Genomic DNA, 18,655 nt, shown 5'->3' with positions numbered 1-18,655 from the left:
ATGACAGGAACTATTGAAAATCGAACTCAATTTTTAGACACATTGTTAAAAAAACGTGGTGGTGTAGAACTGCCATTTGAACCTTATAAACTCATTTCAGATCTGCCCCAAACATATTTGACAGATTTAAGCAGTGACGAATTACTCGAACTTGCCAAGGAACAAGCGCGTCGCGTTTCAGCGAATCTAGTGGAAACAACTTCTTCAGAAATGAATGAGATAATTCACGGTCTCATTGAAAAATCTGGTGGCGGGCAGGTCATGATTCCTTCAACAGATGAGTTAGAGCAACTGGGAGTTAATATTATTTCAGACCAACTGGTCAAATGGAAAATGGGTAAAGAAAATCGGGAAGAAAATATTAATGCTGCTCAAAATTCTAATGTTGTCGTAGCTGTTCCCAAATTTTTCCTTGCCGAATCAGCCACAATTGTGGTTGAATCAGGAGCTGGTCAAGGGCGTTCTTTGCACTTTTTACCTACCCATTATATTTCTGTGATTCCACTCAGCCGCATGGTTCCACGCTCTACACAAGCTGCAGCTTGGTTGGATGAAAATAAAAAGCCTGGTTCAACGCTGCATTTTATTTCTGGACCATCAAATTCCGGTGATATTGAAATGCAACTTGTGGTCGGACTTCACGGTCCTTTAGAGATTAACTATGTAATTGTCAAAGATTTATAGGAGTTTACTAAGGGTAAGTTTGTAGGTCTTAGTGATACGCATTTTGAGGGGGATCCAAAATTCATAATTTATCTCTCACTTATGATTACCAGTTATGAGCCGTTAAAATCTTTTTCTTTGTATGTTTTATATTCATTGCCTTAAATCAATTTCTAGTTTTTGCTTTGTAGTCTGAACGGATTCTCTAACATTTGGAAGAACATCATATGATGATAAAAAGAAGAGGTTATTAAATCCACTAAATAATTGTTGATGACGTCTTCTCATAGATTTTAGTTCATCCAAGCTCTTAATTTACATCTTCTTTATGTGCGGTTACCATGTGTTCAATTTGATTTTTTAAATTTTTAATCACATGTTCCTTGGCAACACATTTGCAGGAGAATATACTGAAAAGTTCACGGAGGAAAATACAAGCTTCTTAAAATTCCTATAGAAAGCAGAATATCGCAAATTCTTGTGGGATATCTCGAACTACAATCTATAAGATACATAAATAAATTCTCTTGATATAAAACAAAAAAAATAAGGATTCTTGTCCTTATTTTTTGGTAATGAGCATAAATGCTAGTCTGTTCTTCCTTGTGATGCTTCAAAAATTATTGACCTTCCCTGAAAAAATCAACAAAAGAAGATATAATTTAATTAAGTGGCGCTTACAAATTGATGAGGGGGTGAAAAGAAGAACACTTTTGTTTTGCATATTTTTATTTTCTGTGAGCATATTTCTTATATCAGGATGTTATAAGTTCGAAATGTCATCAGCAAATAATAATAATAATAATACAAATATTTCCTCTAGAGAAAAAAAGAAGAACTTACTATTAAAGAGTATAAAGAGAGTTTTAAATTATATCTACCAAGGATGTTTTGAATAAAAGCAGAAGAAATATTTTTATCTATTTAGGTAGAGAATCATGTCCCTATTGTAGAGAATATTTACCATTAACAAGTAAAATAAAGCAAAAAATTAGAACGAATATCTATAAATAACACAATACCGAATGTTCAGTTAACCAATTGGAGATAAAATGAATAGTTGAAAGGAGGTCAACTGATGAAAATAGATATATTTTCCCATGTTTTACTGCCCCAATTTTGCAAAAAAATGTTAGACATTGATGCCGGATTGCTTCAAAAAATGCCTTTTCTGCAAAATCCTCTCTTGTTGGACATGAAGATGAGACAGGAAGTAGGGATTTCTGATGTGAAACAAGTTCTCTCTTTTGTCAATGTCAATCCAGAGAATTACCTTGAAAAGAATCAAGCTTTAGACTTGGTCAAGGAAGCGAATCATGAATTGTTAGATACGGTCCTTGCATATCCAAAGCAATTTTTTGGTGCTGTTGCTATGCTAGCCTTGAACAATATCGATGGAAGTTTGGGTATTTTGGAAGATTTTGTTGTCAAGCATTCACAGATTTTTGGTGTGCAACTGTTTACTCGACATCTTGGCTTATCCATTGCCGACCCGCAATTTAAGCCGATTTTCAAAAAATGTGAGGAGCTGGACATTCCTATTTGGCTTCATCCTGTATTTGATGACAGAAAGCCGGATAACAATATTGTCTTTTCTTGGGAATATGAACAAAGTCAAGCAATGTTACAGTTGGTTGAGGCGGGAATTTTCCAAGATTTTCCTAATATAAAAATTATTGTGCATCATGCGGGAGCCATGGTACCTTTCTTCAGTGAACGGATTAAGCATATTCTTCCAGAATCACAAGCAGAAGATTTCCGAAAATTTTATGTAGATACAGCTATTTTAGGAAACCCCACAGCCTTGGAACTCGCAATAGAATACTTTGGCATTGAACGTGTACTTTTTGGAACAGATGCTCCTCTGGGTATTGCTCCTAGTGGAGCAACTCAGGTAATTATTGAAGCCATTGAGAAATTGCCACTGTCCTCTTCTGATAAGCGGGCAATTTATTCTGATAATTTTAAAAATTTAATTAAAAGGGAGATATAAGAATGACAGAGCCAGTGGTTCATTTATTTTATTTAGGCGTGGATCAGGAAAAGTTGGAGTCTTTTTATCAAGCAGGGGTTTACAATTTAACTACCTCTTATGAGGAGGAGGAAGGAACCCTAGCTATGTACGCTAGTAACTTTAGAAATTCTCCAACAGAATTTATCGTATTTGAAGTCTATGCTGATGAGAGAGCTTATCATATTCATCAGAATTCAATTCAATACCAGAATTACATTAAAGAAGTAGGGAATTATTTGACTAAAAGAAAGTCTTATGAGGTAGGACCTTTATTCTTGAAAGAAAAACTATCTTCTGGAATAAGACTTGATTCTGGACAATGTTTTTTGAAATTTGCTCAGATAGAGGTGAAAGATGGCGAGCAAAAAATCTTTGAGACGAGTGTAATAGATAACATGAGGAAGTCAATGAAGGAAGAAGTGGGAGTATTGGCTATGTATGCCCTAAAAGATAATCAGAATCTCAAAAGATATTATTTTTTCGAAGTCTACGCCGATGCTAAAGCATATGAGGTTCATCTAGAAACAGAACATTTTCTGACCTATATTTCGGAGACAAAGGACCTATTAATTGACAAGAAACTGTCAGATTTAGAAAATAGTATTGCTGTCACAAGAGGAAATTTAGTATTTACTTAGTGTAACTTCTTTCGCACTGTTTTATGTGCCATAGTGTTACACTTAAATTAGATTTATAAGGAGGTTTTATGTCATTGATTAAGCATAAAAAGGTCGAACTCACGGAACTTTTCTATGATCTTGTCTATGTATATGCTATTAGTCAGTTGACTTCAATTATTCATCACGCACATCATGGAGTTGTGAGTTTAGAGTCATTCTTTAATTTTTCAGTAGGGTTGATTATTTTTATAAATTCTTGGATGGTTCAAGCAGTTTATACCAATAGGTTTGGTTCAAACAGTCTTCGCAATATCTTTTTTATGTTTTTACAAATGATTTGTCTCTTGGTTGCGTCAAGAGCGGTGTCCAGTGATTGGCGAGATAATTTTCTATGGATTTTCTTTCCGATGGCGAGCATTTCATTGTTACTCTTGTTCCAGTATATTCTAGAGTATTTTACAACTTCAAATATATCTGACAAGAGTTTCATTAAGCAATTTTTTTATATTTTAGGATTACGTTCAGCTGGTCTTTTTATCTCCTTATTGTTTCCATATGAAATTGGTATTTGGATTGCAATTTTTAGCATAATCTCTACTTGGCTCTTACCAGGCTTACTCAGTGATCCCCGTAATGGTTTTGTTTCTGCTGAGCTTAGACCGGTCAATTTTCCACATTTGATAGAACGTTTATCGCTTTTAGTTATAATTACCTTTGGCGAAGCATTGATTGGAATTTCGGAGCATTTTAGTTCAGGAAGTTTTTCTTTACAATCCATCCTTATTTTTATCATAGTGACTAATTTCTTTATGATTTATATTGTTGAGATTGATCATTTGCTAGATACCAATCGTGAAGAAACGGGAATTCGTGCTATTTATAGCCATTATCCTATTCTCTTTGGACTTAGTCTAATCACCATTTCGCTATCCTTTTTCGAAAATAGTGACATGAATATTTTTTATACCATGCTTTATTTTTATGGTGGTGTACTGCTATTCATAATTGGTTTAGTGCAGCACAATGTCTATAATAAGATTGGTTATATGCTTCCTAAAAATTTGTTAGCAGTTCTAATCTTATTACCTATTATGGGGGGGATAATCAGTTTAGTGTTTTTTAGTAAATCTTGGTGGACACTAACTATCATTGCATGTATTATTAGTTCGATTATGATGATTAGTTTTATTCATTTTAATATCAAGAACACCTTATCTCACTCATAAATTTTTGAGAACAGATATAGTAGATATTCTAAAGGTTGCTCTAATAAAAGGGTTTCAACTGCGATTAACTTAACATGCAGGAACGCAGCCGCTTACTTTGAAGAAGTACTTCAATCTGGATGTTAGTAAAGGTGTTTACAGACAGTAGGTTAGGTGTCTAGAGTTTCCGTAGAGTTAAAAAATGGGTTCTGTATAATCTATGGTGGTAGATGAAAATCTATTGCCATTTTTTTGTACAAGAAAAGTCATAGGAATTCGATAAAATAGAGTTTCGACACAATTATTTTATAAGGAAAACCTATGACTCATTCAGATTCTATTACATTATTGCTTGACCTCAAAGCCTCTTCACCCCTCATCCCTACTTTGTAGAGGCCGGTGTCAAGCTTTCCTCAACTGTTCGAGCAGCTGTATTTCTTGATTTTAAGGTCAAGATGTCAATGAAAGGTGGGGCAAAGATGTTACTTTATCTCGCCTTACTCTAGCGGGTTTCTAGAAGGCTCAACAATTTTTGTAAGCTCATTAAATGCATTGCCTTTGGCTTTGTCAGATTTGATCATCTCAGAAAACGAATTTTACTCCAACAAATTCTCACAAAGTGTAACTAAAAAAGACATCAAAAACTGATGACTTTCTCCTGTTTCACAACTTATTTTTTGCTTTTCTCATACAAAAATGGCAGTAGATTTTCAGCTACCACCATAGAGTATACAGAACCTAAATTTAGCGAACAAAGGAGATAAACTCAAGATAGCCCTTTTATCCAATTTTCAAAATAGCATTATATGTCTTTTTCTCTTTATTTTTAATTATTTACAAGAAAACGTAATTTTCTTTAGAAATAAAGGATTATATGATAGAGTGATAAAATGTGTATTTTTAAAGGCTATCAAAATTGACTTTTTCCCTGTCCCTTATTATTTAATCACTTACTGTAATCACGACTTTTCCAAAGCTTTTGTTGCTCTCAAGATAACGGTGAGCTGCTTCAACTTGCGTGAGGGGAAAAACTTTTGTAGGGGTAACGTTAACTTGATGTTTATCGATGTAGGCGAAGAGTTCTGATAAAGCCTGCTCCGAAACGTTACCAGAATAAAAACTCGTCAAGTAGCTGTTAGGTGCTAAGTCAACAATCGGATCAAAATCTTCTAAATACCATTTACCACCTAATTGTCCTGTACTACAAACAATCCCCTCGGAAGAAAGATGGGAAAAACTATCTTTGATAGTTGCAGGGCCAATCAATTCTAGAATCTTATCAAATTTTTGATTCGTCTTAAGCTTATTTTCTTGATCCAAAATGATTGTTTCAAATCCTTCAGCTAAAAGAGCATCTACTTTAGTCAACGAACGTGTTGATCCACTCAAAGAAAGATCTGTAAAACGAGCTTTAGCTAAGCGTGCAAATGCAATTCCAACCCCACTAGTAGCAGCGCGGATAAGTACATTGTCATTCGCCTTCAATTTGAGGTTTTTAAGTGAACCAAAAGCAGTGTAGTATGCTTCAGAAACACAAGCTGCTTCGATAAAGGAGAGTTTAGTCTCAAGTGGATAGAGTTGTTCATTTGGAATCAAAACATATTCAGCATAACTACCGTTAAAAGCTCGCCCCATTTCGCCCATTATCGAGATCACTTTTTGTTCAGGAAAAAATTTAACTGATGTTGTCTCAACAACGGTTCCGACGACATCAATCCCTAAAATTCGTGGAAAAGTAACATTGGGTGATAATCCTTGGCGAGTGAAAATCTCAGAGTGATTGATTGAAAAAGCGTGGACTTTAACTAATGTCCAACCTGGACGAAGGGTTGGTGTTGGAACAGTCGTATATTTGAGTTGCTCAGGCCCGCCTGGTTTAGACACAACGATTGCATGCATTTTGAGCATCCTTTCTAAAAAGTAAAGTCTATTCTGAATTATTCAGCAAAGCTATTGTACTAAAAATTTCTCATAAGGACAATTAAGTATACCCTGTTGGACTTTTTACTAACTATGACACAGTAAGTAAAAAGAAGTAGACAAGTAAGTTGGGTAAATACAGTACCAGAAATCAAGGAAACTCGCAAAAAGAAAATACTGAGTGTCTGTAATCAAGATTTACTAATACAAGCTTTTTTGTGGTTTTGGACATCTGACTATATACCAACATTTTTATGGATGTCTGATATAATGATTAGAATTATATAAACAATTAAAATTGGAATGGAAGTTATGAAAAAGAAAACAATTTTAGCTATAGGAACTGTAGTTTTAGGATTAAGTGCAAATACACTTAGTGTAACTAATGTAAATGCTGATACTTATAGAGCTAAAGAGTTGCCTAGAATTTCTGTTTCTCTCAAAGAATTGCCAATGAAGTACCGAGGAACTGCACCTTATGTAGAGGCTCAAACATCAAGGATAAATGTGGGTGTGGTAGTGAAAAAATATAAACATTGTTGTTGCAAAAAGAGATGGAATCAAGCAATTGAAAATAGCCGACTTGCACAATTTAATTATAAACATACTCTTAAGGCTTCTAAAATAAAACCAGAATAGAATTCATGTTCATTGCTATAAACACTCAAAATTTGAAGATAGGGACGAGAAGCCCTATTTTTTAAAATTCTATATCAAGAAAATTTATTTATGTACCTATAATTCGTTATTCTTGAAATACCTGTCAATTTTCTTTTTAAATAATATTTTTCCCTTTATTTACAAAAAGACCACTCCCAACCAAGGATTGTTTCTTTTTTCTAATTAATATATTTCTTTAAAATGCCCTCATCACTGTTTGTTTCACCAGTTAAAGTAAAGCCAAATTTCTTATATAAGCGTAATGCTTTGTCGTTATCTGATTTTGTCGATAAAGTAATGACTGGAACGGATTTGCTTCTAAACTGTTCAACAATGATTTCCAATGCTTTTGTTCCATATCCCTTATTTGGATACGACTTATCAATGGTGAAGTGCCATAGCCAATATCGATCTTCTTCATTTGGAAGCGTTTAATCAAAAACAAGAGAAGCGTAGCCAATGACTTTATTATTCAAACAAATAAAATAAGGTTCTGCATATTCAGTTGCAAAAGCGGATTGAATTGCCTCTGGGATTGATAAAACTAAACTTAAATGTAGCTGCTCACTAGTAACAACTACTTTATTTCCTAAGAAAGAGTTCTTTTCGTTCACCGGAAATAAATGGATTCAGTCCTCAGGTTCATTTGTAAATTGTTTTTGAAGTTCAATTTCAACAGAGTTTGTTCCTATTTGATTTACGTTATAGATGTTTATTATCTTATCGAAACCCATGGATTTCCAAAATTTTAAACCGACGTAGTTATTGGTCGATACAACAAGCTCTGCTTTTTTTAGTTGTTTTTCAGCATAACGATTCTCCAATTCTCTTATAGCAAGTTTACCAAATCCACAGTTCCTATATTTCTTACCTATATAGAAATGAAGAATATATATGCTCGATGTAGAGTCTTCAAACACCCATAAATATCCAATTATCGTATTTAAATAAAAAATACTCAAACAGTAACAATCGTCATTAGAAAGTTCAGGGATTATGCTTGCAATATTTACTAGCGGAGGTATGGGGTCACGGCCTTCCACTTTATTGAAATATAGCTTTGCCTCCTTAAATATGTGATTAAGAGCCTCTTTTTCAAGTGATAGTGAAGGTTTTAATGTTATTAAGCTCATAAATTTTTCTCCTTGTTAAATAATATAAAATTATTTAACAAAAAAAGTCGGTCTGCCCATATAGTTCTCCCTCCATGTTCTTCTTTTTATTAATTTTACAATACTTTCCCTTTTTTTGAAACCCCATTCTATATTGTAGGGTAATGTACAGAATTTTTTGGGGTTCTTTGCCAAATCCTGTGAGATTTGACAAAGAACCGGAAATTTGCGACACATACTGACAGACATTGAATGTTGACATAAAAATTTTTTGTGGTATAATGGAGGAGTTGAAAAGCAGAAGCACCCGCTTCTCGCCTGAGTGGTAATAGCCCTGGGCAACGAAATGGAATTATTCACGAAACGAATGTTTTCATTAGCGGGGCGCACTGTGCGTTCCGCTTTTGTTTTTCTAAAAAATATTTTAGAAGGAGAATAGACATAGCAAAGCAAGACAACAGAAAACCTTTGATGAACGGTCAGATTCGTTCACGCGAAGTACGTCTTATCGGTGCTGAAGGAGAACAGCTTGGTGTAACACCAACAGCTGTTGCACTCACTCAGGCCGAAGACCTTAACATGGATTTGGTTTTGATTTCAAATCAAGAACCACCCGTTGCAAAAATCATGGATTATACTAAGTTCATGTTTGAGCAAAAGAAAAAGCAAAAAGAAGCTAAGAAGAAACAGGCCACTGTTACTTTGAAAGAAGTGCGTTTGAGCCCAGTCATTGATAAAAATGACTTCAATACAAAACTTCGTCAAGCCACTAAGTTCCTTGAAAAAGGAGACAAAGTTAAAGTTTCGATTCGCTTTAAAGGTCGCATGATTACTCACCAAGATGTGGGTCGTCAAGTTATGGATGATTTTGCTGACGCAGTAAAAGATATTGCTGTGGTAGAGCAAAAAGCCAAAATGGATGGTCGTCAAATGTTCTTACAATTGGCGCCAATCAAAAAGAACTAAGGTTCTTAATTATTAACCAAGGAGAATTAAAATGCCAAAACAAAAAACACACCGCGCATCAGCTAAACGTTTCAAACGTACTGGTAATGGCGGTCTCAAACGCTTCCGCGCTTACACTTCACACCGTATGCACGGTAAAACTGTAAAACAACGTCGTCAACTCCGTAAAGGCCGTATGGTTTCAGCAGGTGACTTCAAACGCATCCGTCGTATGGTTGCGAACATGCGTTAATAACAGTCCAGTGGACTGTTATGTATGGAGCAATTGACGAGTAGGCGGAAGCCGTACGAGGAAGAACATGCGTTAATAACAGTCCAGTGGACTGTTATGCATGGAGCAATTGCTATCCCGAATAACTTTTCACGACTGATTAACTCATAAGCACTACATAAGACTTATAGGATTTCACTCGAAATCAATAACCATTTAAATGAACTGTCGATGACAGGATAAAAATTTTCTAAGAAATAAGGAGAACACACATGGCACGTGTTAAAAATAGCGTTGCAACTCGCAAACGCCGTAAACGTATTTTGAAACTCGCTAAAGGTTACTATGGTTCTAAGCACCGTCTTTTCAAGACAGCTAAAGAACAAGTAATGAACTCATACTACTACGCATTCCGCGATCGTCGTCAAAAGAAACGCGACTTCCGTAAATTGTGGATTGCACGTATCAATGCAGCAGCTCGTATGAATGGTCTTTCATACAGCAAAATGATGCACGGTTTGAAATTGGCTGAAATCGAAATCAACCGTAAAATGCTTGCTGACATCGCTATTGCTGATGCAGCAGCTTTCACAGCTCTTGCTGAAGAAGCTAAAAAAGCATTGGCTAAATAATTTTCAAAAGCTTCCAACTGGAGGCTTTTTTCTTTAGAACATTAAATCTGGGCAATTGATGAAGAGAGAGCCATCATGAGGCTTAAATGTTTAAGCATTACTGTGATAAAGATGAAACATGTTTGTGCTTCGTGTGCCGAGAGGAATTTTTAAAATCAAAGGGAGAAGAAGGGGACGTGTTGCTTTGTTTCACAGGAAAATATCAATAAATTTTAAAGAGAGAAATGTAACCGCATACCTTGTGTAAAACGGTTTTTACTTTGTTTTTCACTTGAAATAAAGGCAGAAAAATAGTAAAATCAGAGTGTATTAAAAAGTGCAAACAGCACTTAAAACAATAAGGAGATAAAAATGTCAATTATTACTGATGTTTATGCTCGCGAAGTCCTTGACTCACGCGGTAACCCAACAATCGAAGTTGAAGTTTACACTGAAGACGGTGCATTCGGACGCGGTATGGTACCTTCAGGTGCTTCAACTGGTGAACACGAAGCTGTTGAACTCCGTGACGGTGACAAATCTCGTTACCTCGGTCTTGGTACTCAAAAAGCTGTTGACAATGTAAACAACGTAATCGCTGAAGCTATCATCGGTTATGAAGTTACTGAGCAACAAGCTATCGACCGTGCAATGATTGCTCTTGACGGTACAGAAAATAAAGGTAAATTGGGCGCTAACGCTATTCTCGGTGTTTCTATCGCTGTTGCTCGTGCAGCTGCTGATGAACTTGGTGTGCCACTTTACAACTACCTCGGCGGATTTAACGCTAAAGTATTGCCAACTCCAATGATGAACATCATCAATGGTGGTTCTCACTCAGACGCTCCAATCGCTTTCCAAGAATTCATGATTGTACCAGTTGGTGCACCTACATTCAAAGAAGCGCTTCGTTGGGGTGCTGAAATCTTCCATGCTTTGAAGAAAATCCTTAAGGCTCGTGGTCTTGAAACATCAGTCGGTGACGAAGGTGGATTTGCCCCACGTTTCGAAGGTACTGAAGACGGTGTAGAAACTATCCTTAAAGCTATCGAAGCAGCTGGTTATGAAGCTGGTGAAAACGGTGTTATGATTGGTTTCGACTGTGCTTCTTCAGAATTCTACGAAGATGGCGTTTACAACTACGCTAAGTTCGAAGGCGAAGGTGGTGCTAAACGTACTTCTGCTGAACAAATTGATTATCTTGAAGAGTTGGTAAACAAATACCCAATCATCACTATCGAAGATGGTATGGATGAAAACGACTGGGAAGGCTGGAAAGCACTTACAGAACGTTTGGGTAACAAAGTTCAACTCGTTGGTGACGATTTCTTCGTAACAAATACTTCTTACTTGGCACGTGGTATCAAAGAAGGAGCTGCGAACGCTATCTTGATCAAAGTTAACCAAATCGGTACTTTGACTGAAACATTTGAAGCAATCGAAATGGCTAAAGAAGCTGGTTATACAGCTATCGTTTCTCACCGTTCAGGTGAAACTGAAGATTCTACAATCTCAGACATCGCTGTTGCGACAAATGCTGGTCAAATTAAGACAGGTTCACTTTCACGTACAGACCGTATGGCTAAATACAACCAATTGCTTCGTATCGAAGACCAATTGGGTGAAGTTGCTGTTTACAAAGGACTTCACGCATTCTACAATCTTAAAAAATAAGGTTTAGTTGAGCAAGGATTGCTTTTAGAAACACTCATGTTATGTTTGATTTTTAGACATAGTATGAGTGTTTTTTGATATTGCAAATTAAGAGGCAAGAAGCAGCTGACTAATATCCAGCATATGCTATAATGAAAACATGAAAAGGGTAAATGAAGCGCGTGTACACGAAATATTTAATAACATCTCATCAGATTACGATAAAATGAATGCGATTATTAGTTTTAAGCAACATGACTTATGGCGCCTTAAAACGATGGAAAAAATGGGAGATTTGACGAATTTAGAGATTTTAGATTTATGCTGTGGGACGGGAGACTGGACTTTTGATTTAGCCGAAGCTACAAAATCTACTGGAAATGTGACTGGTCTTGACTTTTCTGAAAATATGCTAGAGATAGCACAAGCTAAGCTTGAAAGTAAGGCGTATAAAAATATTGCATTTGTCCAAGGGAATGCAATGGCCCTCCCTTTTGAACCTGAAACTTTTGATGTCGTTACTATTGGCTATGGATTGAGGAATACATCAGATTACCTTGTGGTTTTACGAGAAATTTTCCGAGTATTAAAACCCGGTGGAAAAGTCGTATGTATTGAAACCTCACATCCGACATTGCCTGTTTATAAACAGCTTTTTGAATTCTACTTTAAAAAAATTATGCCCTTGCTGGGAAAAATATTCGCAAAATCATTGAGAGAATATCAATGGCTTCAGAAATCTGCAGAAAACTTCCCGGATGCTCAAGCCTTGAGTGCCTTATTCAGTAAAGCAGGTTTTTCAGAAGTAAGTTACCAAAAACATGGCGGTGGTGTAGCTGCGAGTCATTTTGCGGTTAAGTCTGAAAAATAAAATATTTTTTGCTACATAAGGAGTTATCATGAGTGTTCGTCCTACCGATTTGATGAGAAATCTTGCAACAGAAGTTCATGTAGATTCTAACTTGTTGCAGCTCAATTATTAAGGAATATAAAAAATGTGACAACAAGTTTTGCCACATTTTTATATACTTTCTTTTAGTAGGTATCACCAACTTGACTGAGAGCAAAAGTATTTTTTTCCTGGATTAATAATTCAAGTAATTGCAGAACTTGAAAAAGTCCTGCCCTATTTTCAAATTCTTCTCGTGTTTGAGGAAGCTCCATTTTACGGTAATTTAAATAAGCCCTGTCAATCTTTCTTAACAAATCACTGCCATCATTATCGGTAGCATAAGTGAGCGATAAGGTTTCAAAGATATTTGATACCTCTGCTGAGTGCTTCTTATCAACATCGATGTCTTGCAATTTTACAATGATATCCTTTAAAAGAGTAATTTGTATATGTCTCATATCAAAATATCTTTGATAAAAAGTGTTATTCCTCAACAGATTGTTCTCAGATTTTTCACGAGCTATTTTACTGCTTGTTTCAATGAGTTCAAGTAGTGTGTCGCACTGTTTTACTAATGCTTTGAGGTTTTGTTTCTGGTTTAGGCAGATGACCAGATGGGCGGAGATATTTTTAAATTCTTTTTCTAAAATATGAATATTATTTTGGAGCAGTTTTTCATTATTGGGCATGTATATATTGGCTAAGAGTGCTAAGCCTACCCCAATAAACATTAACGAAAATTCATTGCCCACTAGGGAAAAATTAATTTCTTTAGCAAGGAGATAATGAGTAAACAGGACGGAGTTTACGACAATACCTTCACTCGTCTTTATTGCTACAGAGATGGGGATAAATAGCAACAGAAAAATTCCAAAAGATAAAGGGGTGAATTGAAATAAATTCAAAACGATAAAGGCTAACAGCGTTGCGATTATTAGTCCCAATACCCGCATGAATCCCAAACGAAAAGTGCTTTTTTGTGTGTTCGTGATGGATAGGACTGCAATTATTCCTGCGCTTATGGCATATTCTAAATGGAAAAATTCGGCAATAATTATAGCTAATACGGCACAAATTGCCGTTTTTAAGGTTCTTTGTCCGATTTTTATAGGGTTGTAATTCACATCTCGTCTCCTCTTGCTCATGCACAATGTTTATTTCTTGAAACGAACATCTGATTATGAAAATTTCACTTAAATTATTATAACAAAAATTCAAGCTAAACAAGCCCTGAACTTCTAAAGTTTTATTTTTTAGAACAAATGGGAAGAGGCGAGAGGAAAATCCGTGTATAATAGAGAGGAAGATAAAAAAGGAGAAAATTTTCAGATGAAAAAATACATTGTTGTAGGCATGTTTTCGTTTTTACTTGGTGCTATAGTGGCTTTGGGCATATCAAATATTACTCAACCTCCTGCCACTCCTACAGCAAAGGAGGACACTGCGGCATCAGTTGCAAAAGAAAGCAGCTCTTCTAAACCTTCAGTGAGTTCAGAATCTCCTGCTCCCTCTACAAGCAGCAGTGAAAAATCTATTTCAGAACTCTATAGACTTATTCCTCCCCAAACAACTTATAAAAATCTAGTTCTTGCTAAAGCAGCAGAAGCTGAAGCTTATATAGCAGCCCATGGCTATACTTTGACAAGCAAAGCAAATAAAAACTTAAATGAAAAATCGTTAATCAGTGAATCCTCAACAGAGCTACCGAATCCAATCGATGCTTATGGCAAAGAAACTTATCTTTATTTCTGGGCTACAGATGCCCAAGCAAAAGAGTTAGGAGCAGTTCGTTCGGATGGAAAAGTTGTCTTTTTCAAAGCAACAGATGCCTACTTAAACAGTTTAAAATAGATGATAATAAAAAACTGAGGCAAAATTTCTAGAAGAAAAAACGCTTAAGCAGATTCATCATAATACTCTGATTAAGCGTTTTTTGTTTGCCCGATTCGCCTGCAGTTTTGTGTCAGGCTCTCTTTCTAGCTGGAAGATACGTTAGTCTTACATGGCCATCCAAACAGGTTCGAGACAGTTTCCATCAGGATCTTGTACTTCAAGACCGTACATGACATCTTCAGGAATACCATTATCCAGATGAATAGATTGTCCACCATTTTGGCTGGCACGTTCTCCAAATTCTTTGACAGCCTCCGCGCTAGGGAGGGTAAAGGCAGCCAGTGCACCACTCACATTTTTAGTATCAGCGATTGTCTTTTCTCCGATAAAAGTCTGATAACGTTCGTGTGAAAGGAGCATGATGTAGAAATTTTCATCCCAGACCATGCAGCTTACGAGCTCATCAGAAAAATCAGGATTCTTTTTAAAACCAAGTTTTTCATAAAAAGACGTTGATACTTTAATATCTGTCACGGGAAAGTTTACGAAGACCATTGTTGCCATACTAATTCTCCTTATAGTGTTTTTTCACGTCAAGCATTTCTTGACCTTAGGCTAATTGTAGCATAAATGAGGCTTATTCTATTGGAAAATGCTTTCAAAAAAATAAGACGAAAAGATTGTAAGATAGAAAGTTGAGGAGTCCTGATGTTTTTGCTGATTTTATCATGATATGGGTAAGTAGAGGAGAAAAGCAGAGAGAAATGTTATAATAAGAAGTGTTGTAACCTTGCTTCTAAATGTAGAAATGAGGATTCATATTTATCTTCCTTGCTTCTAAAAAAGCTCACAGTCCTTACGGTTTATCTTATGTGTTTAAAATCGTGTACAGAAGTTTTAGGAGAAGAACAGTATACTTGAACATATACTTGGATTCTTGCGCTTTTGCCCTCTGTTGATAGAGAGGACGTGCGTAGGGATTTTAAGTAAAAAATGGTTCTTTAAGTATAGAGCCATGTGACAAAAAGTATGCAAAATAATCCATGAGTGAATTTAAAGGATAATGATTTGGCTTTCTGAACATATGATTGAAGGCTAACCAAAAATGAAAGAAAAGGGAGGAAAGTAAAGGAAAACAAAAAGTCAAAAAGGATGTGATAATCCTTTTTTGTCACTGAATTTATAAGGGTTGGACTTGTTTTCTCTTTAAAATATAATTATGATTAAAAATTACGAATTGTCAGCTGATCAGCGACTAGTCTCTACGGCAGAGATGAGAAATTTTACATATGTACTTAATCCGACACGTGAAGAAATTGGGAGTGTCTCGGAGTATTTTCAACTGCCTTTTGACTACCTTAGCGGCATTCTTGATGATTATGAAAATGCCCGCTTTGAAACGGATGATATTGATAATAATCTAATTCTTCTCCAATATCCAGCTTCATCAAGTTATGGCGAGGTAGGTACTTTTCCTTATTCATTGATTTGGACGAAAAATGAGGCTGTTATCCTTGCCTTAAATCATGATATAAAAGGAGAGCAAATTTTTGGTCGAGAATACAGTACAAGTCGCTATAAGCACGAAATTATTTATCAGGTGATGTACCAGATGACCCATGATTTCCATGTTTATTTACGAGAGTTTCGTCTCCGTCGTCGTCGTCTTGAGGTAGGAATTAAAAATTCAACCAAAAATGATCAAATTGTAGACATGATTGGTATTCAAGCCAGTCTAATCTATTTTGAAGATGCCTTAAATAATAACTTGGAAGTGTTAAAAAAATTCATTGACTACCTGCGTGAAGAAGATGAAGATGGTTTTGCAGATAAGATTTACGATATTTACGTCGAAACGGATCAGGCTTATACAGAAACCCGTATCCAGCTTAAACTGCTTGAAAATTTGCGTGACTTATTCTCAAATATCGTGTCCAACAATCTTAATATCGTCATGAAAATCATGACTTCAGCAACTTTTGTTTTGGGTATTCCTGGTGTTGTTGTTGGTTTCTATGGCATGAACGTCCCTATACCTGGACAGGAGCTTGGTTGGATTATGTGGGCTATTCTAGGTCTAACTCTCATATTTTGTGGAATCGTTGTTTGGGCTTTACGCAAAAAGGATATGTTATGATAGCTGCTTTCAAAGTGTTTGGAGTTAATGGAAATTAAGCACTTGTTAAAGCTATTTTTTAATGATTTACATCTGAAAGTGCAGTTGAAAACGTAACTTAAGATAGAAGTTGAGTGAAAGCTTTCAGGTAAGAATTGAGGGAAGTGTATGGTCCATCCCAGTCTGAAGACTGTTTTTTGGTCAAGCAAATAAGTAAAGATAGCTATAATACAGCCAATAAAATGGAGTGAAAGAAAGTTTCTTTAAGCAGCTAATCATAAGAAGGGGGATGAAATTCGGGGCCTTTGGTGACGTTAGCTTATTTTAAAAAATAAAAACTTGTTTACATTCTTGAGTGAGTAATTATCTTTATCATATTCTGTTTTTTACACTAAAGTTTTAATAAGGAAAGAATTATTTATGTATAGACTACGTATTTTTGCACAGAATTTAGCTATCTTCTTGTCTCTGATGATTGATATTGGTGCTATTTCAGCCTTTTATCTTCACAGGTTTCCTGCCTTGAGAGAATATTTCCCTTCTTATCGTTTTATGCCTCATTATATTTTGGGCTTTGCCTTAGGCTTGTTGGGACTTCTTGTTTCTTTTAACCTTTATAGACGTGTAAGATCTGCTTGGATGATTACCATCATTGTCCAACTTATTATTTTACGGTTGAATTTTATATCCACCCAAAACTTTTTTAGTATCGGCTCTATTATTTCGCTAACAATCTTGCTTATTCTCGGGCTGACTCATCGGGATTTTAGTCGAACAATTGATCATAATTATGCTAGAAAAGCGGTATTTTTAGGATTTATTCCACTTGTACTGGCCTTATTCAATACCCTGTTAAGTTTAAGCTTCTTAAGACGAGATTATTTGGGGAATACAGATGTTTACTTGATTTTTAAGCAATCCTTGCATTTTCTCTTAACCATGGATGTAAAGCAGGCACACTTTAACTCCCATGTGCATGGCTTCTACCTCGTTGGCTTGATTATTGTTACTTGGATTTGCGTTGTTTTGGCACTGTATTATCTCTTGAAGCCACTGGTTTACTACCCTATTTTAAGTGGGCGTGAAAAAGAAAAAGCAATTGCACTGGTTGAGAGATATGGGCAGAATCCTATGGCTTACATGACCATCGATGGTCAAAAATCATATTTCTTTAGTGTAACAGTTGAAGGAATGTTGGCTTACACAGTGGTAAATAATGTTCTGGTAGGCTGTGGTGACATTGTCTGGGCTCCGAAAGATGCCGTGCGTTTTATGGGAGAACTGGTTCATTTTTCACGTCGTAACGGCTGGAAAATTCTTTTTATGGATATTACGGAAACGATGCGTTCTGCTTATGAGTCGTATGGTTTTTCCATGATTAAGATAGGTGAGGATGCCTGCTTACGTTTAGAAGACTTTGAGCTTAAAGGAAAGAAAACAGCGAAAGTCAGGGCCAATATCAATCATGCGCGTCGTCTAGGAATCACAGTGAGTGAATACAAGCCCAATGAAAAACGCGATGTAAAGATAGAGGAGGAACTTCGACAAGTTTCGGAGGAATGGTTTGGCTCAAAAGGACCTGAATTAGGCTTTATGCTTGGTGGCTTGGCTTTGGAAAGTCCTTTAGGGCGGCGGTATTTTTATAGCAGAGATGCTTCTGGAAAAATGCTGGCTTTTGTGATTTTTGTTCCCTATGCTGAGGGCGAAGAAACAGGGTATATGGCAGATGTTACGCGCCGACGTACACATGTTCCGAACGGTTCAATGGAACTGTGCCTACTCCAAGCTTTTGAAACGATGCGGGAGGAAGGTGTGACTTGGGGAAATCTTGGACTGTGTCCTCTTGCTAATATTGAAGACAAAGAAGACAGCAGTAAAGTGACTACCCAACTTTTCCAGTTTATATATGAGAATATGAACGGTGTTTATGGCTTCAAAGGCCTTTATCAAGCCAAGAAAAAATGGAATCCAAGTGATTGGCAGACACGTTATATTGCATATGCTCCTAAACCTTTTGGCTTTAGCTATGCCTACGCTATGCTCAAAGCTCAAAACCCTAAAGGGATTAACAAATTAATTATTGATAAATTAAAAAGTAAGATTGAAAAATAAAAAACAATGCCAATTTTTGCATTGCTTTTTCATTTGGGTAATTTTTCCAGCAGAAAGGCTAAACCGT

18 protein-coding genes, 1 pseudogene and 1 other annotated feature are annotated in these 18,655 nt (G+C 36.0%); of the genes and pseudogenes, 13 read left to right on the top strand and 6 right to left on the bottom strand.

Annotated features, from left to right (window positions below; translation table 11 throughout):
• From ACGHCK_RS04445 to ACGHCK_RS04430, 4 genes are all read left to right on the top strand, one after another.
• Complete coding sequence (locus tag ACGHCK_RS04445) at window positions 1-684, top strand: LutC/YkgG family protein (protein WP_202231315.1); 684 nt, start codon at window positions 1-3, stop codon at window positions 682-684.
• Between the two features lie 1,057 nt (window positions 685-1,741).
• Window positions 1,742-2,656 carry an amidohydrolase family protein gene (locus ACGHCK_RS04440; RefSeq protein WP_394304482.1) on the top strand — a complete coding sequence of 305 codons (915 nt, stop codon included), beginning with the start codon at window positions 1,742-1,744 and terminating at the stop codon, window positions 2,654-2,656.
• 2 nt (window positions 2,657-2,658) lie between these two features.
• Entirely contained in the window at window positions 2,659-3,315 is a 657-nt protein-coding gene (locus ACGHCK_RS04435; RefSeq protein ID WP_251420928.1) for a putative quinol monooxygenase, read from the top strand.
• Between the two features lie 68 nt (window positions 3,316-3,383).
• Window positions 3,384-4,523, top strand: a complete 1,140-nt coding sequence (locus ACGHCK_RS04430; protein WP_251420926.1) for a low temperature requirement protein A — start codon at window positions 3,384-3,386, stop codon at window positions 4,521-4,523.
• Between the two features lie 921 nt (window positions 4,524-5,444).
• Here the strand turns inward: ACGHCK_RS04430 and ACGHCK_RS04425 are convergent.
• Window positions 5,445-6,410: a zinc-binding dehydrogenase gene (locus ACGHCK_RS04425; RefSeq protein ID WP_202230667.1), complete on the bottom strand. Its 966-nt coding sequence runs from the start codon at window positions 6,408-6,410 to the stop codon at window positions 5,445-5,447.
• A 324-nt stretch (window positions 6,411-6,734) separates the two neighbouring features.
• Between ACGHCK_RS04425 and ACGHCK_RS04420 the strand changes: the two genes are divergently transcribed.
• The gene (locus ACGHCK_RS04420; protein ID WP_251420924.1) at window positions 6,735-7,061 is read left to right on the top strand and encodes a hypothetical protein; all 327 of its coding nucleotides are present in this window, start codon (window positions 6,735-6,737) and stop codon (window positions 7,059-7,061) included.
• 200 nt (window positions 7,062-7,261) lie between these two features.
• Here ACGHCK_RS04420 and ACGHCK_RS04415 read toward each other — a convergent pair.
• From ACGHCK_RS04415 to ACGHCK_RS04405, 3 genes and pseudogenes are all read right to left on the bottom strand, one after another.
• Window positions 7,262-7,489: pseudogene (locus ACGHCK_RS04415) on the bottom strand (GNAT family N-acetyltransferase); the annotation flags it as partial.
• A gap of 24 nt (window positions 7,490-7,513) precedes the next feature.
• Complete coding sequence (locus ACGHCK_RS04410) at window positions 7,514-7,696, bottom strand: hypothetical protein (protein WP_271328110.1); 183 nt, start codon at window positions 7,694-7,696, stop codon at window positions 7,514-7,516.
• A 15-nt stretch (window positions 7,697-7,711) separates the two neighbouring features.
• A complete protein-coding gene (locus ACGHCK_RS04405) occupies window positions 7,712-8,215 on the bottom strand; it encodes a GNAT family N-acetyltransferase (protein ID WP_251420920.1) in 504 nt (167 codons plus the stop codon).
• 268 nt (window positions 8,216-8,483) lie between these two features.
• Window positions 8,484-8,610, top strand: a sequence feature (ribosomal protein L20 leader region).
• 52 nt (window positions 8,611-8,662) lie between these two features.
• On the opposite strand from ACGHCK_RS04405, the gene infC reads away from it, so the two are divergent.
• The 5 genes from infC to ACGHCK_RS04380 all read left to right on the top strand — a co-directional run bounded on the left by infC (window position 8,663) and on the right by ACGHCK_RS04380 (window position 12,506).
• The gene (gene infC / locus ACGHCK_RS04400; RefSeq protein WP_237459962.1) at window positions 8,663-9,160 is read left to right on the top strand and encodes a translation initiation factor IF-3; all 498 of its coding nucleotides are present in this window, start codon (window positions 8,663-8,665) and stop codon (window positions 9,158-9,160) included.
• A 31-nt stretch (window positions 9,161-9,191) separates the two neighbouring features.
• Window positions 9,192-9,392: a 50S ribosomal protein L35 gene (rpmI, locus tag ACGHCK_RS04395; protein WP_003133063.1), complete on the top strand. Its 201-nt coding sequence runs from the start codon at window positions 9,192-9,194 to the stop codon at window positions 9,390-9,392.
• Between the two features lie 251 nt (window positions 9,393-9,643).
• On the top strand, window positions 9,644-10,003 hold the full coding sequence (rplT, locus tag ACGHCK_RS04390; RefSeq protein ID WP_003133061.1) for a 50S ribosomal protein L20: 360 nt from the start codon (window positions 9,644-9,646) through the stop codon (window positions 10,001-10,003).
• Window positions 10,004-10,354: 351 nt separating this feature from the next.
• Window positions 10,355-11,656, top strand: coding sequence for a surface-displayed alpha-enolase (eno, locus tag ACGHCK_RS04385; protein WP_251420918.1), 1,302 nt, complete (start codon window positions 10,355-10,357; stop codon window positions 11,654-11,656).
• A gap of 139 nt (window positions 11,657-11,795) precedes the next feature.
• Window positions 11,796-12,506: a demethylmenaquinone methyltransferase gene (locus ACGHCK_RS04380; protein WP_251420916.1), complete on the top strand. Its 711-nt coding sequence runs from the start codon at window positions 11,796-11,798 to the stop codon at window positions 12,504-12,506.
• Window positions 12,507-12,670: 164 nt separating this feature from the next.
• Here the strand turns inward: ACGHCK_RS04380 and ACGHCK_RS04375 are convergent, their stop codons facing one another.
• Entirely contained in the window at window positions 12,671-13,651 is a 981-nt protein-coding gene (locus ACGHCK_RS04375) for an aromatic acid exporter family protein (RefSeq protein WP_251420914.1), read from the bottom strand.
• A gap of 205 nt (window positions 13,652-13,856) precedes the next feature.
• Between ACGHCK_RS04375 and ACGHCK_RS04370 the strand changes: the two genes are divergently transcribed.
• Window positions 13,857-14,378, top strand: coding sequence for a hypothetical protein (locus ACGHCK_RS04370; protein WP_202230691.1), 522 nt, complete (start codon window positions 13,857-13,859; stop codon window positions 14,376-14,378).
• Between the two features lie 147 nt (window positions 14,379-14,525).
• On the opposite strand, the gene ACGHCK_RS04365 is transcribed toward ACGHCK_RS04370, so the two are convergent.
• On the bottom strand, window positions 14,526-14,924 hold the full coding sequence (locus ACGHCK_RS04365) for a VOC family protein (RefSeq protein WP_202230692.1): 399 nt from the start codon (window positions 14,922-14,924) through the stop codon (window positions 14,526-14,528).
• A gap of 655 nt (window positions 14,925-15,579) precedes the next feature.
• Here ACGHCK_RS04365 and ACGHCK_RS04360 point away from each other — a divergent pair.
• Together ACGHCK_RS04360 and ACGHCK_RS04355 are read left to right on the top strand one after the other, a co-directional pair.
• Window positions 15,580-16,497, top strand: coding sequence for a magnesium transporter CorA family protein (locus ACGHCK_RS04360; RefSeq protein WP_251420911.1), 918 nt, complete (start codon window positions 15,580-15,582; stop codon window positions 16,495-16,497).
• 399 nt (window positions 16,498-16,896) lie between these two features.
• Window positions 16,897-18,588: a bifunctional lysylphosphatidylglycerol flippase/synthetase MprF gene (locus tag ACGHCK_RS04355; protein ID WP_271328111.1), complete on the top strand. Its 1,692-nt coding sequence runs from the start codon at window positions 16,897-16,899 to the stop codon at window positions 18,586-18,588.
• The last annotated feature ends 67 nt before the right edge of the window (window positions 18,589-18,655 follow it).

Source organism: Lactococcus muris (genome assembly GCF_042849115.1).
GTDB lineage: Bacteria > Bacillota > Bacilli > Lactobacillales > Streptococcaceae > Lactococcus > Lactococcus muris.
The sequence above is the reverse complement of the archived record's forward strand: the minus strand, read 5'-3'. Positions and strand labels throughout refer to the sequence as shown.

Bases quoted from the DNA above. Each gene is read 5' to 3' on its own strand.
- ACGHCK_RS04445 (WP_202231315.1), top strand. From the start codon at position 1: ATGACAGGAACTATTGAAAATCGAACTCAATTTTTAGACACATTGTTA.
- ACGHCK_RS04440 (WP_394304482.1), top strand. From the start codon at position 1,742: ATGAAAATAGATATATTTTCCCATGTTTTACTGCCCCAATTTTGCAAA.
- ACGHCK_RS04435 (WP_251420928.1), top strand. From the start codon at position 2,659: ATGACAGAGCCAGTGGTTCATTTATTTTATTTAGGCGTGGATCAGGAA.
- ACGHCK_RS04430 (WP_251420926.1), top strand. From the start codon at position 3,384: ATGTCATTGATTAAGCATAAAAAGGTCGAACTCACGGAACTTTTCTAT.
- ACGHCK_RS04425 (WP_202230667.1), bottom strand. From the start codon at position 6,410: ATGCTCAAAATGCATGCAATCGTTGTGTCTAAACCAGGCGGGCCTGAG.
- ACGHCK_RS04420 (WP_251420924.1), top strand. From the start codon at position 6,735: ATGAAAAAGAAAACAATTTTAGCTATAGGAACTGTAGTTTTAGGATTA.
- ACGHCK_RS04405 (WP_251420920.1), bottom strand. From the start codon at position 8,215: ATGAGCTTAATAACATTAAAACCTTCACTATCACTTGAAAAAGAGGCT.
- rpmI (WP_003133063.1), top strand. From the start codon at position 9,192: ATGCCAAAACAAAAAACACACCGCGCATCAGCTAAACGTTTCAAACGT.
- rplT (WP_003133061.1), top strand. From the start codon at position 9,644: ATGGCACGTGTTAAAAATAGCGTTGCAACTCGCAAACGCCGTAAACGT.
- eno (WP_251420918.1), top strand. From the start codon at position 10,355: ATGTCAATTATTACTGATGTTTATGCTCGCGAAGTCCTTGACTCACGC.
- ACGHCK_RS04380 (WP_251420916.1), top strand. From the start codon at position 11,796: ATGAAAAGGGTAAATGAAGCGCGTGTACACGAAATATTTAATAACATC.
- ACGHCK_RS04370 (WP_202230691.1), top strand. From the start codon at position 13,857: ATGAAAAAATACATTGTTGTAGGCATGTTTTCGTTTTTACTTGGTGCT.
- ACGHCK_RS04365 (WP_202230692.1), bottom strand. From the start codon at position 14,924: ATGGCAACAATGGTCTTCGTAAACTTTCCCGTGACAGATATTAAAGTA.
- ACGHCK_RS04360 (WP_251420911.1), top strand. From the start codon at position 15,580: ATGATTAAAAATTACGAATTGTCAGCTGATCAGCGACTAGTCTCTACG.
- ACGHCK_RS04355 (WP_271328111.1), top strand. From the start codon at position 16,897: ATGTATAGACTACGTATTTTTGCACAGAATTTAGCTATCTTCTTGTCT.